The 14,497-nt window shown below is 40.3% G+C and carries 13 protein-coding genes; 3 read left to right on the forward strand and 10 right to left on the reverse strand.

What is annotated here, in order from left to right; all coding sequences use genetic code 11:
* Positions 1-83: 83 nt before the first annotated feature.
* Both A11Q_RS06785 and A11Q_RS06790 read left to right on the forward strand, forming a co-directional pair.
* On the forward strand, positions 84-353 hold the full coding sequence (locus tag A11Q_RS06785) for a hypothetical protein (RefSeq protein WP_015470055.1): 270 nt from the start codon (positions 84-86) through the stop codon (positions 351-353).
* A 29-nt stretch (positions 354-382) separates the two neighbouring features.
* Positions 383-598 carry a hypothetical protein gene (locus A11Q_RS06790; protein ID WP_015470056.1) on the forward strand — a complete coding sequence of 72 codons (216 nt, stop codon included), beginning with the start codon at positions 383-385 and terminating at the stop codon, positions 596-598.
* 4 nt (positions 599-602) lie between these two features.
* Here the strand turns inward: A11Q_RS06790 and mutS are convergent, their stop codons facing one another.
* The 7 genes from mutS to A11Q_RS06825 all read right to left on the reverse strand — a co-directional run bounded on the left by mutS (position 603) and on the right by A11Q_RS06825 (position 9,951).
* Positions 603-3,119, reverse strand: a complete 2,517-nt coding sequence (gene mutS / locus A11Q_RS06795) for a DNA mismatch repair protein MutS (RefSeq protein WP_015470057.1) — start codon at positions 3,117-3,119, stop codon at positions 603-605.
* Between the two features lie 77 nt (positions 3,120-3,196).
* Entirely contained in the window at positions 3,197-4,120 is a 924-nt protein-coding gene (gene rarD, locus A11Q_RS06800; protein ID WP_015470058.1) for an EamA family transporter RarD, read from the reverse strand.
* Positions 4,113-5,552, reverse strand: coding sequence for a UDP-N-acetylmuramate:L-alanyl-gamma-D-glutamyl-meso-diaminopimelate ligase (mpl, locus tag A11Q_RS06805; protein WP_015470059.1), 1,440 nt, complete (start codon positions 5,550-5,552; stop codon positions 4,113-4,115). The genes rarD and mpl overlap by 8 nt, the downstream gene beginning before the upstream one ends.
* Positions 5,553-6,608 carry a serine hydrolase domain-containing protein gene (locus A11Q_RS06810; RefSeq protein WP_015470060.1) on the reverse strand — a complete coding sequence of 352 codons (1,056 nt, stop codon included), beginning with the start codon at positions 6,606-6,608 and terminating at the stop codon, positions 5,553-5,555. It lies immediately after the preceding gene.
* Positions 6,609-6,628: 20 nt separating this feature from the next.
* Positions 6,629-7,660, reverse strand: coding sequence for a S66 peptidase family protein (locus A11Q_RS06815; RefSeq protein WP_015470061.1), 1,032 nt, complete (start codon positions 7,658-7,660; stop codon positions 6,629-6,631).
* A 57-nt stretch (positions 7,661-7,717) separates the two neighbouring features.
* On the reverse strand, positions 7,718-9,007 hold the full coding sequence (gene purB, locus A11Q_RS06820; RefSeq protein WP_015470062.1) for an adenylosuccinate lyase: 1,290 nt from the start codon (positions 9,005-9,007) through the stop codon (positions 7,718-7,720).
* The gene (locus A11Q_RS06825) at positions 9,004-9,951 is read right to left on the reverse strand and encodes a hypothetical protein (RefSeq protein WP_015470063.1); all 948 of its coding nucleotides are present in this window, start codon (positions 9,949-9,951) and stop codon (positions 9,004-9,006) included. The genes purB and A11Q_RS06825 overlap by 4 nt, the downstream gene beginning before the upstream one ends.
* Positions 9,952-9,991: 40 nt before the next feature.
* Between A11Q_RS06825 and A11Q_RS06830 the strand changes: the two genes are divergently transcribed.
* Positions 9,992-10,867 (forward strand): outer membrane beta-barrel protein, encoded by an 876-nt coding sequence (locus A11Q_RS06830; RefSeq protein ID WP_148284959.1) that lies wholly within the window; start codon positions 9,992-9,994, stop codon positions 10,865-10,867.
* 18 nt (positions 10,868-10,885) lie between these two features.
* Here A11Q_RS06830 and A11Q_RS06835 read toward each other — a convergent pair whose 3' ends face one another.
* The 3 genes from A11Q_RS06835 to era are packed head-to-tail and all read right to left on the reverse strand — an operon-like array spanning position 10,886 to position 14,496.
* A complete protein-coding gene (locus A11Q_RS06835; protein WP_015470065.1) occupies positions 10,886-12,262 on the reverse strand; it encodes a sodium-dependent transporter in 1,377 nt (458 codons plus the stop codon).
* Positions 12,249-13,604 carry a ribosome biogenesis GTPase Der gene (gene der, locus A11Q_RS06840; protein ID WP_015470066.1) on the reverse strand — a complete coding sequence of 452 codons (1,356 nt, stop codon included), beginning with the start codon at positions 13,602-13,604 and terminating at the stop codon, positions 12,249-12,251. Before der ends, A11Q_RS06835 begins: the two co-directional genes overlap by 14 nt.
* Positions 13,591-14,496, reverse strand: a complete 906-nt coding sequence (gene era / locus A11Q_RS06845; protein ID WP_015470067.1) for a GTPase Era — start codon at positions 14,494-14,496, stop codon at positions 13,591-13,593. Before era ends, der begins: the two co-directional genes overlap by 14 nt.
* Position 14,497: the final 1 nt, after the last annotated feature.

Consider the following 14,497-nt stretch of genomic DNA (forward strand, 5'->3'; position numbering starts at 1 on the left):
GACTTAAACTGTTTCACAATGAGATTTTTACCATCAAGTTGGTAAGCCATTTGCATTAGCTATAAGTAGGAACTGGAGGATTTATGAAACACACTCTATTTATCACAGTATTATTTACAGGATTGATCTCGTGGGGCGCCACTGAAACTTCAGCAACTTCAGCAAAATCCTACAACTTTCAATATAAACTTCCACAGTCAAAGACACTGACGATCACACAAGCAGCTCCGAATCAGGAAGAAGCTTATAAATTAGCAGCGCGCGAATGCTTCAAAAAACTGACACAAAATCAATACCCTGGTGAACAACAAGGTTTAGAGATTATTGATATTTGCGCAAATCCAAAAATGTAGTTAATCTAGCTCTTTAAAGAGGGACTAACATGAGTTTTCTTAAATCTGTTTCGAATTTCTTATTTGGTAAAGACGCTGATATCTTTGACGACAAAGGACGCGTTCTGCATAAACTTCCAAAGAAAAAATGGGATGACTGGCACAATCGCATCATCAGAGGATCAGAGTACAATTGGCGCGAACACACTGGCTCTCAAGCTGGTGCTAAAGACCAAACTCCAGAGAGCCAAAAAAAATCTCAATAATCTATTAATTTAACTTCTCTTGCCACTCAGCGATTTTATTTAAAGCTTGCAGTGGCGAAGACTTCTGAATCGAGAACTTCTTTACCTCTTCAAATAAAGAATGTTTCTTAGCCTCTTCTTCTTTATCGAATAATGACATCTGCTTAGTAGTGCTTGATTTTAGATTAACATTAACCACTTCTGTAGGAGCTTCAGCATGAATAACCATTGCTGTTGGCTGATTCCTTTCCACAGAGCTTAATAGCGCTTCAGCGCGAACTGTGATCTCTTTCGGTATACCAGCAAGCTCAGCGACCTTCACACCATAGCTTTGCCCCGCAGGACCCGCCATCAACACATGCAAGAATTCAATTTGCCCATCAGTTTTATCTAAGACTTTCATATGAGCATTTTTAATTTGTGCGAAAGACTGATCTAAAGATGTCAGTTCGTGATAATGAGTCGCAAAGAACACATGGTTTTTTAAATTTTGCAGAATAAATTCTAAAATCGCCTGAGCTAAGCACATACCATCAAAAGTAGCTGTCCCGCGCCCCACTTCATCTAGAATCAAGAGGCTGTTTTTCGTCGCGGATTTTAGCATCTGCGCCGTCTCAGTCATCTCGACCATAAAAGTAGAAAGCCCTTCAGATAACTGGTCACTTGCACCAATTCGAGTGTAGACCGCATCGTAGATGGCCATTTCGGCCTTGGATGCAGATACATAACAACCCATTTGTGCCATAATAACGGCTAATGCCACCTGACGCATCAGTGTAGACTTACCGGCCATATTAGGCCCTGTCAGAAGAAGACACTCTTCTTCTTTCAGTTCGATTGTGTTCGCAACAAATTTTCCCCGCGTAAATTGCTCAACCACTGGGTGGCGTGAACTTTCTAACTTTAAACATCTTTCATTCAGCAAAGTCGGACGACAATAGCTTTCTTCAAGGCTCAGCCACGCAAAACTACTGATCACGTCTAGTTCGCTACACATCTGAGCTAAAGACATAAGATCTGCTGACTGCGATAAAATTTCACGGCGAAGTTCATCAAATAAAGTGAACTCCATTTCAAAGCGTTTCACTTGGGCAGAAAGAACTTTCTTTTCAAGCTCGATCAGTTCATCCGTACAATATCTTTCCGCATTGGCTAGAGTCTGCTTACGCTGATAATGAGCTGGAGCTTTATCTTTGTGAACATTTGTAATCTCGATGTAGTAACCAAATACGTTATTATATCTGACCTTCAAAGAGGGAATCCCCGTCTTTTCCTTTTCAGCTTTTTCAAGATTGGCAATCAACTCGTGAGCATTCGTCGAGAGATCAATCAACTCATCCAACTCTGCCGAGAAGCCTTTTTTGATAATATGCCCCTGACGCACACTTAAAGGCGCATCTTCATTAATGCGCGCTTTAATTCTTTCAGCTAAGGCAATACTCGTTTCAACTGCTGCTGGAAAATTCTTAATAAAAAATGTAGAGCACCATTTTAACGCCGAGACTCCCGCCTCAACAGAATCCGCTAAAGACACCAGATCGCGCCCATGACATTGTGGCTGCGCAATTTTACCAAGACGTCGTTCCACATCACCCATACCAGCTAACACTTCACGGACTTTTTTAAGCTCCATCATGTGTTCGCGGAATTGCTCGACTTGGTCATATCTTTTTTCAATTTGTGTTTTGTTTCTTAAGGGGAAGCTCATCCATTGACGCAAAAGACGAGCGCCAGCAGATGTTTTCGTTCTGTTGATAGCACCAAAAAGAGAGCCTTCAGTCTCGTTCTTGTAATTAGAAAATATCTCAAGATGTCTGAGTGTCGTTTGTGACAAATGAAGTCGATGCTCAAATTCTTTTTCAACAAAAGGCCTTAAGATTTGCATGAGTTCTGTATTGGCCAATGAACGAATGTACGCTAAAAGTCTTTCATCGGCTGTGAGCGTTTCATCTTTATATTCTGATACGACATAAGATCTAGTTAAATGATACTGATTAATCCAAGAGTCTTCTTTATCTTGAACTACGATTTCAACAACAGGAAGAACATCTAGGAGTTTGATTTTTTCAGAAAGCACATCTGACTTGAAATAAAAACTTTCACCCGTCGTGATATCGATAAAACTAATGCGGTGATTGTCTAAGGCCGCAATATAATGCGCTTTCGTCTGATCTAATGTTTCGCTGTCGTAGACCATTCCCGGAGTTAAAATACGAGTAATAGCTCTTTTCACAATTCCTTTAGCTAAAGCAGGGTCTTCGACTTGATCACAGATCGCCACCTTATGACCAGCAGCCAAAAGCTTATTGATGGGACCAGCTACCGCATGATGAGGAAATCCACACATAGGGGTTTGGTCTTCAGCTTTTTTATTTCTTTGGGTTAACGTCAGTCCTAGCAAAGCAGATGCACGGATGGCATCATCGTAGAAAAGTTCATAGAAATCCCCCATCCGAAACAAAACAATTTTGTCTTGGTGAAGAGATTTTATCTCCCAATATTGCTTCATCAAAGGAGTCAATTCGCCTGCTTTTTTTGCCATGGTAATGTTCTATTTTTATGTTACGAGGGTTTCAAATAATATGTTTTATTTGCTTAAAAAATAGGCCTTATTTGAGGCTATTTTTTGATTAAATGGCGTCCATTAAGAGCTCCGCGAAGCACCAACACAGCCCCCGCAACCCAAATGAAAATAAAGCCGACAAACTTCAAAGGTGTGACCTCTTCTTTAAAGATCACAACTCCGGACAAAAACTGCAAAGTAGGAGCTAAAAATTGAAAAAATCCCAGCAGATAATACGGAATTCTTTGTGCTGCCTCAGCAAAGAATATCAATGGCAATCCGGTCACAATCCCCGAACCAACTAATAGCGCCAGTGATATGTCTTGGTTCTGGTTCGTCATCCAATCTGTAGGTTGCAGTAGTAAGAAAACTAGCGCTACAGGCACAAATAGTGCGGACTCAAACTGGTTGGATTTCAAACCAGACACCGGATTCATTTTCTTTATTAAACCATAGCCAGCAAAGCTCAAGGCTAAATACAGAGCTATCCACGGCACTTTCATTTGGGCCACAGTGATAATTAAGACACCAATAGCTGCTAAAATCCCTGCTATTTTTTGTTCGCGATTCAATGTTTCTTTTAGAAAGATCATTCCGATCAAAATATTTACCAGAGGATTAATAAAATATCCTAAACTGCTTTCGACAATTTGCCCTGAATTCACCGCATAGATGTACACCAGCCAATTACTCATCAATAAAACAGATGCAAAACCCAAATTAAAACTGAGACCTTTTGTTTTAGGTCTAAAAAAACTGAGACCTTTTGTTTTAGGTCTAAAAAAACTGAGCTTTCTTTCTTTCCAAAATAGAACTGCGGTATAAAAAACAAATGCCCAAATCACACGATGACTGAGGATTTGCATGAGTGGGACATGTTTAAGAAATTTCCAGTAGATGGGAAAAAATCCCCATCCTATATAGGCTAACGTGGCGTAGCCCATTCCTATTTTAAGCTGATCAGATTTAGAGTTATCCATTTTTCAGCTTAAGGCGATTGATCAGTTTTTCATAAATGCCATCAAATCCACCATTGCTCATAATCAAAACGATATCTCCAGATTTCGAGCGAGCCGCTATGTTTTCAACAATTAGGTCTGCAGACTCAAACTCAGCGGCCGTTTTCCCCTGAGAACACAGATCTTGCACTAATTCCAGAGATGAAAAACGATTATCTTCATCGATTTTTCCTTGATCGAAAGCCTTTGCAATTAATATCTCATGAGCTTCCTTAAAGGCTTCAACATAGTCTTTTTGAAAGACCTTACGTCGAGAGGTCGCCGAACGTGGTTCGAAGATAGAAAAAACTTTTCTATCTTTGTATTTGCCTTGAATAGCGTGAATAGTTTCTTTCACCGCAGTTGGATGATGCGCGAAATCCTCAATCAGCAATACCCCGCTGAATTCACCCAATATTTCTTGGCGTCTTTTAACTCCGCCAAACGTACGTAAAGCCTCAGAGACTTTCCCCATATCCCAATTGTGAATATGAGCCTGAGCTACAACTGCCAAAGCGTTCAAGATATTAAAACGTCCCACCATTGGAGTATTAAAGACACCAACTAGTTGCTGACGAAACTTCACCTCGAATTGAGTTTCAGCAGTGTCTGCAGACAGGATGTTCGCTATATAGTCATTTTTTTCTGTAAGACCATAAGAGAAAGTTTTAGCGGTCTTTGAATGCTCAGCCACCGCACGCACATTCTGATCATCACCCCAAAACACCACAGAACCTGAAGAGGGCACTAATGTCATGAGTTTTACAAAGGCCGACTTCACTTCATCAAAATTTTTGTAAATGTCCGCATGGTCAAATTCCACAGAAGTCAAAACCACATGCCGAGGTCTGTAATGAGTGAACTTAGGCACCTTATCGAAATAGGCCGTATCGTACTCGTCCCCTTCGATAATAAAAGTATTCGCCGCAGGATTACGGAAGCTTTGATTAAAGTTTTTTGGGATTCCCCCAATAAGAAAACCTGGCTGTAATCCACAGCACTCTGCTACCCAACTCATTAAAGATGTCGTTGTGGTTTTTCCGTGTGTTCCTGAAATCACAAAAGACTCTCTGTTTTCAATAATGGCTTCACCCATGGCTTGTGGTAAAGAACAGAAAGGTAAGCCTAAACGAACCATCTCTTGCGCCTCTTCGTTAGAGGCTGAGATCACGTTACCAACGACAACAAAATCGGGTTTCATGCTTAAGTTTTCTTTTTTATAGGGCTTCTGAATTTGTATGCCCATATTTTCAAGCTGCGTTGACATAGGAGGATAAGGATTGGAATCACTCCCTGTAACTTTGAAACCTCTGTCTTTAAGTAATCCAGCTAAAGACGCCATCGCCGTGCCACAAATCCCCATAAGGTGAATGTGACTTCCTTGCTGCAAATCATTAATCGATGCTTGTGGCATTTAAACAGTCCTTTTCAAGGATTCATAAATCCAACTGTGTATTTGGGGACGCAAACTGATATAAGCTTTATTGTCGCGTCCATAGTGAACACGATTACTTAATATCATAATTAGAAGATCATTACGTGGATCATACCAAAATGATGTACCCGTAAATCCCGTATGTCCTATAGATCGCACCGAGAAATGTGGGCCACAGCTCGCATTTTCATGGGATGGCATCATATACCCTAGAGCCCAATCTCCAACCTCAGGAGGAATCGCGCGTGTAGCAAAAAGCTGCGCCGTTTTCTGACGAACATTGTAACGAGCAATCCCCTGTAGCTGAGAACGCACAGTTAATCCATAAGCAGCTAAATCTTCAATGCTTCCAAACAGGCCCGCATGAGTTGAAATTCCACCAAAGCTCCATGTGTTTTCGTCATGAACCTCAGCTCTTAAAATACGTTTTCTCCATGGACAATCTTCTGTAGGAGCAAATTGCTCTTTAGGTAGTGTCGTTTTATTTTCTAAATGAAAATCCAAAGTCGTTGTTGGATACGAGCGTTCTTTCAGATCTAGCCACACATCATAAATGTTCTTTTGATGTAGTTTCTCTAAAATAAAACCTAATAAGATAAAGCCTAAATCAGAATAGACAGCTTTATCTGTTTTGTTAGGTGTAGACTCATTAATCTGTTGATAAATCCACGCACGCTTAGCTGTCCACGGCATATCCAATGGTATTGACTGATAGAATGGCTTCCACCACTCAAGCCCTGATGTATGCGTTAATAAATCTTTTATTAAAATTTCATGTTTAAAATCAGGAAGGACATCACTCACTTTAGTTTCAAATGTCCACAGACCCTTATCGTACGCTTCCATGATAGCCTGCTGAGTGAAAATCACCTTCGTCAGCGACGCCAAATCATAATAAGGGCTTGTCGTTCCAACCCCAATATCACAGACCAAACGTCCTAGATGATAAGCCCGCGCCACCACACCCGGAGTTACATCCGGAATCGCGTGTTTGATTTTTTCGATGATCTTATTTTCCTGACTTGTATACTTCATCAGCTACTACCCCTCTGGAACTACTTGAATGCAGAATAGACTAGCATCCGCGCAGAATCTCCACAAGAAATATGCGTTTCGGTATTAAAAAACAGTGGTCGCTGAATTTCTCCGTGACCAGTCTCGACTCCTCTGAAAACAGGGAATTTAGCATCTGCAAAAAAACTCTTCAGCGTCTCATCCAAATAGTTTTCTTTATTGGGCTCATCACAGGCTGTCATATCACCAAAAACTACCGCCTGAACTCCTTTAAAAATCCCCGCCTGCTTGAGCTGTTGTAAGCAACGATCTATGCGGTATGCTCTTTCTGAAACCTCTTCGATAAATAAGATCTTACCTTCGGTTTTTATTTGATAGGGCGTCCCTAAGGTAGACGTCAGAACCATAAGATTCCCACCAATAACACTGGATTTTATACTCTTACGTTTGCGAGCTGATGAGTTCAAGGGCTCTAGATCTTTAAATTCTGCCACATAATTTGCATCCTCTAAAGCAGACTGCAATTCGCCTAAGTTCGCCTTGCTCAACTTTTTCAGAGCCAAACGATCTAACAAGGGTGCATGCAATGTTGGCCATCCCCACTTTTGAGTCACATAGATATGCAATGATGTCACATCACTCAGGCCTATCAAAAGCTTAGGTTTAGACGGAGCTTTCATTTTATCAAGGAATGGCAAAAGCCGAATAGCACCATAACCACCACGCAGACACCAGACCCCTTTATTCTTCGAACTCATCAGAGCTTTTTTCAGAAAACGAAATCGCTCATGATCAGTGTTAGACAAAAAATTCAAATGTGGTTGCAAAGTGCTGGGATCACTCGACACTTCATATCCCAACGCCTGTAATTCCTTAATGCCTTTTTGCAAGTTCTCTTCAGGGGAATAAGACCCTGGAGCCACGACCTCAATCAGGTCTCCAGACGATAAAGCATCTAAGCGGATAGCTCGCTTCTTATTTTTTACTGTTTTCACTTTTGTGATTTGAGATTTTTTTTTTGGATTTTTTTTCTTGCTAGACACATCGCTAGTTTGACGGATAACAGCCCTCAAAACAAGCCTTCACCTGCTTTCAGGACCTCGAAATTAAGCCAGAATATCCACTATAGCTTAAAGGTATTTTTTCAATCGCTTCTCAATAGATTTAAGATGCTTGCTGCCCGAAAATATCTTTTCCAAATCAGCCACATTAAATAAGCCAGAAGCCTTTTCATCCCTCTGGATTCGGTCGAATAGATGTTCACCCTTTTGTAGGCCGTGGGCCAAACTTTGAATGAGGGCATACGCCTCTTCGCGGCTCATTTTTCGTTTTTCAACCAAATAAAGTAACAAGTGCGACGAATAAAGAACGCCGCCTAATTGTTGCGTATTTTCAAACATTCTGTCCTGATCGACATAAAGGCCTTTTAACAAATCCTTTAGACGAATCGTCATATAATGCGCCAATTGAAATGCATCTGGAAAAACCACTCGCTCAACAGAAGAGTGACTGATATCCCGTTCGTGCCAAAGGGCAATGTTCTCTAGCCCCGCCTGAGCATAGCTTCGCATCAACCGCGATAGCCCACTGATATTTTCAGCACTGATAGGGTTCTTTTTATGAGGCATGGCCGATGAGCCTTTTTGCCCCTTAGTAAACCCTTCAATCACTTCAGAGACCTCGCTGCGCTGTAAATGCCGTAGCTCAACAGCCAGTCGTTCATATCCCGCAGCTAAAAGAGCTAAGGCATTTAAAACCCCCGCATGGCGATCACGCGGGATCACTTGGGTAGCGAAAGGCTCCACTTCTAGCTTTAAGCGCTTAGCCACCTTTGTTTCAAACTCTAATGGCAATGCCGATGAAGTCCCAACAGCCCCACTCAGTTTACAAATTTTGATATCTTTTTGCGCAACTTGCAGTCTGGCTTTATTTCGCTCGAGTTCTTGTAAAAAACCCGCCAACTTAAATCCGAACGTCGTGATTTCGGCGTAGATACCATGGGTTCTTCCTGCGCAAATCGTCTTTTCGTGTTTCTTCACTAAAGCTTTAAGCTCTTTCTGTAAGTCACTAATTTCTTTTAATAAAATTTCCAGCCCACCACTGATTTGCAAACTCAAAGCGGTATCTAGAACATCAGAACTCGTAAGACCAAAATGAATAAACTTACCACTCGCACCCACATTTTCGGCCAAATTGGAAACAAAAGCGATAACATCGTGTTTAGTTGTTTTTTCGATCTCTTGTATGCGAGCCAATTGAAAGTGGGCCTTCTTTTTGATGTCTGAAGCTGCTTTTTTTGGAATCAATCCCATCTCAGCTTGCACAAGAGCACATTCCACTTCTACATTTTTCATATATTCGAAACGGGCTTCTTGTGAAAACTGTTTCGTCATCAATTCGGTTGTATAGCGAGAGATCATTCGGATTCCTTACCGTAAAACAAAGCTTGATTATTTCTATTCTTCGCAAAGAACATATTTTTTATGTAATAGTTTATTTTTTCTTGCGACCAATAGGCAAACGAAGGAAATATTGCCGTGTACTTAGGATGATTTAATTTAGCATTTTGCAAATCAAACCCATCCGTTGCTGTAATATGAGTCGCAATGATCTCTTTGATTCGAATGCTCTCGAACACCTCAGACATAACTTTAGAAGTTCTATCTACAATAAAATCGATAAAATCCTGACTCTTATACTGGTCACTGGAAATTAATAAACTGACTCTAAGATTTTCGTCGTTCAACCAACAGATATACCAATTATCAAAAATGGTTTTAAGTTTAGTGTTGTGGACATAGAGGCACTCATTCGGCAAATGAGCTCCTTCATAAAGTCTTTCAATGGCAAAGTCCAAATTCAACAACACATTCGATTGCATAGGCAACAACGAGAACAAATTATGCCCTTGATCGTATAAGACATCCGCCACAATCTGGTGATTTTGAATAATGATATAGTCGTACTGGATTGGGTCTTTATCGCGACCTTCAATAACATATTTATTATTATCCGTATCAAATTTCAGGCGAATAATATCTCGTAGCGCAAAATGATTTGGAATAATCTTCTTTTCAGAAGCAATGGCCTCTTTGTAGAGCTTTTCTTTTCGATAGATATTGCTTTTGAATGAGAGATATTCATTTTCAATACTTTTCAGAACATGCTTATGTTTTGCCGTCTGTAAAGTCACATCTTTAGGAATAAGCACATTTTCAGCCATAATCGGCAGATCTAAAAAATCCGAATCACTGGCGCCAAAGTCATAATCACACAAATAACTATCAATGTGAGTAAAACAGGTGGCTAAAACCGAATATGTTTTAAAGACAGTTCTGTCGTATCCTAAGTAAGCTAACTTCATTGAAAACCCAACCCATTAAGGCTATCAGCCACTCCAAAAAATGAAAACCCGTTTTTCCATTAACGCTTCAGGACCAAAGAATAGCGACGTACTTTATTCTACAACTCTGTCCAACTTCATTTACAATGGAAACGTGCAAATGAACCTCATCAAGAAACTCTTCGTCGCTATTTTGCTTTCCATAAGCTTATTTCATCAGCACTCTTATGCACAAGGAACTGATATTGACGAGGGATTCGATCCTTTCGCCGATTACAATGAAAATGAACAAAGCGCCGAAGAAGAAGCTGATATCAATTTTTTCAAAAATGGTCGCTTTCTTACATTGGGGCTTATGGTGGGCTACAGAGGCTTTACTGATGGCTTTTCGCAGGCTTACTCGGCCGCTCCCGCATGGGGATTTCAATTCAGTTACTTCTTTGATTTACAACTCGCAACCTCTTTAAGCTACTCTATTTCGGATAGCTCTGTTTCCTTTAAGAGTTATAATGACGACAGCATGACCAGTGTTTCTGAAGTTTATACGGGAAATGTAAATATTCAGACTTTTGATCTTAATTTGAAGTACTATTTCAACACAGAAAATGTGACTCGCGGTCTTGCTGATTTAAGCCCATATGTCTTATTCGGCGTAGGTCAATTTACTCGTACTTACAATCTATCCAAGTCCTTACCACTTACACCAGATCGCCCATTTGGATTTAAAATAGGAACTGGTATAGAAATTCCTTTGATGCGTCACAAAGCTTATTTAGGATTACAAGCTGTTTATCACTACGTGCAATTTCCCGATGAAAACAACGATCGCATCGAAGAAGAAAAAGTTGGCCAAACTGAACCCGTATTAAGCCCCGTAAGTCCACGCCTAAAAGGTGATATTTATGAATTAAGCACCATTATTGGGATTAATTTTTAAGTAAATCTATTTTTAGATCTAAAACCAATAATCTAAAATCAGTAATACCAATCCAATTCCAATGACAGCCGGAACAGCCCACTTCAGAACGAATACCCACTGATTGTACATAACTGAACTTGTGGGTTTATTATCATCCACAAATAACTTCTTGCGATCGGAAGACGTTATAGAAGCAAAAAACACGATGATCATGCCTATTGCCGCTATCGGCAGAAATACATTAATCAGCGTGAAGTCAAAAGATTCAATCACACTGCGGCCTAGGACTTTCACATTTTTAAAAATAGTTCCCGAAAATGCAGGGAAGATCGTCATAAAAAGAATAAAAAGGACAGCCAGTGCCGTCGCCCAAGAGCGGCGAAGCTCTGGTTTTTTTTCTGTGATATTCGCTGTGATGGTTTCAAGTAGACCGATACTGGCATTCAAAGCCGCAAGCCATAAGAACAAGAAGAAAATAAATCCAAATAATATCCCACCACGCATAGATGACAAAAAGCTCGGGAGCACATCAAATAGCAATCCTGGATCCGTCGCTATTTGCTTTGAGCTTGAAAAGGCAATGGGAAATATCAACAACACCGCAATAATCGAAATCAACGTGTCTACTAATGTAACTCTAAGACCAACACTCGGCAGATGTTCCTCTTTTTTAAGATAACTTCCGAATGTCACCATACTTCCAAATCCTAAAGACAAAGTAAAAAACACATGCCCCGTGGCATGGCCTAATGAGCTGAGGTTAAGTTTAGAAAAGTCTGGATAAAACAAGAACCTTAAAACTTGCTGGGTCGAATCCAGCGATAAAGAACCTAATAAAAGAAAAACCACCAAAGCTCCGAATAGCGGCAACAAAGAGGCAATGCGTTTTTCAACCCCTTCACCAAAACCTTTGACGACAATGACTCCAGAAACCAATAAGTGAACGCTGGCTAACATAAACTGTAGCCATCCATTTTGAAATAACACATTCACTGATACATTTTTTAGATAAAAAGCCGAGTCGCTTCTGAAAAAACTCACTATGAACTGAGTTAAATAATGTAAGACCCAACCACTGATAACAGAATAGTACGCTAACGTAATCGCAGTAATACAAAGGCTGAGCCATCCAAACAGGTAAAGAGGTTTCTTCGAACCCTGTGCCAACTTACGAGTGGCAGTTGCGATACCACTGCGGGTATGATGACCAATCATCAACTCCGCAATCAGAAGTGTTAGCCCAACAGTTAATGCTAAGAAGACATACAGTAACAAAAAAGCACCACCGCCGTTTTCACCAACAATATAGGGAAATCTCCACAAATTCCCGATTCCACAAGCGCTACCGATAGCTAGCAAGTAGAATGAATATCTATTCTTAAATGATACTCTTTTGCGGTTAGTCTCGGGCATTGCTTTCGCCACCTCTGCGTGACTTCATACAGAAAATTCTTATTGGAATTCCATGTAAATTGAATCTTTCTTTTAAATTCTTAATAAGAAATCTTCGGTAAGAATTGGTAACGCCATCCGGATGATTCGCAAATGCAATAAAGGATGGTGGCATTTGATTTGTCTGAGTTAGATAATAGAACTTAATGTTCGTGATTCCCCAAACCGGAGCTGGAGCTTTACGAATAGTTTCAAAGAAGAAATCATTCAGCTCAGATGTTGAAACACGGAAGTTCAATCTGTCACTTACTGACTCGATCATTTTAAACAAATCACTAATTCCTGATCCTGTTTTCGCTGATGTGAACACAACAGGAACGTCTTGGAAGAAATGGAATTCCCGTGCCACTTGAGCTTTAAACGTTTCACGATAGGATTCAACCTCATTGCTCGCCACGTCTGACTTGTTCGCCACAATGATAACACCTTTATGATCTTCTAGAATCTGTTGCATGATTTTGGCATCTTGCTCTGTAGGGCCCACAGTTCCGTCAATAACTAACAAAACGATTTGTGAACGTCTTATAGACTCTTGAGATTTAAAAGCCGCAATAATTTCGATATCATCTTCACGACGAGACTGACGTCTAAGACCTGCTGTATCGACAATAACGTACTTTCTATCGTTGTACACAAATGGAGAGTCCACAGAATCGACTGTTGTCCCCGCCACATCTGAAACTAGCATACGATTAATACCTAGCAGGCAGTTACACAGCGAGCTTTTTCCCACGTTGGGCTTTCCCACCATCGAGATCTGCATTCCCTCTTTAATCGTTTCTTTCGCCTCTGGCAAATTAGCCTGTAACCACTCCATCACTTCAGCTACGCCACGGCGCTGCTCGAATGAAGCCGCTACCACATCTAATCCAAACTCGTAAAAATCAGCTTTTGCCAATTCATCCTCGTGTTGTGTGTCGACTTTGTTGATAACTAGGACCATCGGACGACCTGTTTGCTTAGCTAATTTAATAATATCACGGTCTTCCGGCACTAGGCCTGCACGGCCATCCATAACAGCAATAATATAGTCTACCGAATGTAAAAAGTCCGAAACCTGTTCACGAATTAACTTAGAAAACAAATCCTGAGACTCTGTTACACCGCCCGTATCGATCAAATCGAATTTCTTACCCCAAACATCGGCAGGCTCGATAATAATATCACGAGTAACCCCCGCTTGGTTTTTTACAACGGATTTTCTTGAATCCGTTAGGATATTAAACAACGTAGATTTACCTACATTAGGACGTCCAATAATCGCTACTTTTGGTGCTAATAGATTAATTTCATTTCTTTGCATCGACAATGTACCCTAATTCTTTCATAAATTGATTTTTTTCAAACCAATTTTCTTTTACAACCACGTTCAACTCTAAAAATACTTTGCCATCCATGATCTTTTCGATCTCGTGACGACTTTCACTGCTAATTTTTTTAATCACCTGAGCTTTTTGACCAATCACAATAGGCTTATGGCTCGCTTTAGCCACGATGACATCGACATAAATATGAGGGCAAGGTTTCGCGTTTTCATCAAATTTTCTAACCTGCACAGCTAATTGAAATGGCAACTCATGGGATAGGTTCTCGAAGCATCTTTCACGCACGATTTCGCTAACCAATTCCCGTACGTTTTCTGTTGTATATAGATCTTCATCAAAAAGTGGAGCTTCTGAGGCTGGAAGAAGTGACTCTAGCTCTTTTAAGATCTCATCACGACCTTCTTTGCCATCTTTAAGACATGAAATTTGAAGACATTTAGCCCCCATTTCCTCAACCATATTTTTAACAATTAAAATTCTGTGAGCTTTATCCGCCACATCTGTTTTAGTGATAACACCCATCCATGGTTTTTTTGATTTTTTTACTAGGTCTAAGACTTTTTCAATGGCATCTGAGTCTTTTTCATCAATACTTAAAACAGCTAAAAGAGCATCACTTTCTTTAATGACATCCTGAGCTTCTTTTTCAAGAAAAGCATTTAAGCCTTTCTCGGCCTTCACCAATCCTGGCGCATCAATAAAAATGACTTGAGAGTTTTCATTATTTTGAATCCCTAAAATACGACGTCTTGTCGTCTGCGGTTTTGCCGTTACAATAGATACCTTCTGATCAATTAAATAATTCATCAGCGTACTTTTTCCTGCGTTCGGTTGTCCAATTAAACCAATAAATCCTGCTTTATATCCCATA

The sequence above is a fragment of the Pseudobdellovibrio exovorus JSS genome (assembly GCF_000348725.1).
Classification (GTDB): Bacteria; Bdellovibrionota; Bdellovibrionia; order Bdellovibrionales; family Bdellovibrionaceae; genus Pseudobdellovibrio; species Pseudobdellovibrio exovorus.